Origin of the sequence: Nocardia tenerifensis NBRC 101015 (assembly GCF_000308715.1) — a bacterium.
Lineage (GTDB): Bacteria > Actinomycetota > Actinomycetes > Mycobacteriales > Mycobacteriaceae > Nocardia > Nocardia tenerifensis.
The window spans coordinates 1-666 of sequence record NZ_BAGH01000073.1; the positions used below are offsets into that span (position 1 = coordinate 1).

1 protein-coding gene is annotated in these 666 nt (G+C 74.5%); it reads left to right on the plus strand.

What is annotated here, in order from left to right:
* A partial coding sequence (locus tag ON39_RS05975) for a JAB domain-containing protein (RefSeq protein WP_040731978.1) occupies window positions 1-663 on the plus strand: 663 nt, incomplete at its 5' end.
* Window positions 664-666 lie beyond the last annotated feature (3 nt).

The window sequence follows — 666 nt, forward strand, 5'->3', positions numbered from 1 at the left end:
GACGTACCCGTAGCGCAGCGCCCGCGCGAGCGCCTGCTCGCGCTCGGCCCGCAGGCGCTCAGCGATGTCGAACTGCTGGCCTTGCTGCTACGGCACGGCAGACGCGGCGCGAGCGCGCTGGACCTCGCGGTGGAGCTACTCGTCGAACACGGCGGCCTGGCCGGATTGGCGGCGGCCAGGCCCGAGGAGCTGTCGCGCCGCGCCGGCGTCGGGGTGGCGAAGGCGGCCGCCGTGATCGCGGCGTTCCACCTCGGCGCCCGTGCCCGCGGCGACACCGGCGCGGCCGTTCGCCTCTGCGACACCTCCGATGTCGCCGCGGTCGCGGGCCCGATGTTCACCGGGGCCCGCGTCGAGCGGCTGCTCGTTTTGGTGTGCGACGCCCAGAACCAGTTACGGCGCAAGGTTTTCGTCGCCGAGGGCGCGGTCGATCAGGTCGCGGTCCCGGTCCGCGAGATCCTCAACACCGTGCTGCGTCACGACGGTCGCGCCTTCGCCGTCGTGCACAACCACCCCTCCGGCGACCCGACGCCCAGCCTCGACGACCGCCGCGCCAGCACCCTGCTGGCCGAGGCCGCCCGCACCGTGGGCCTCCGCTTCCTGGACCACGTGGTGATCGCGGGCGAGTCCTGGCGTAGCGCACCGGCCACCACCGTCCCCCACTGACCG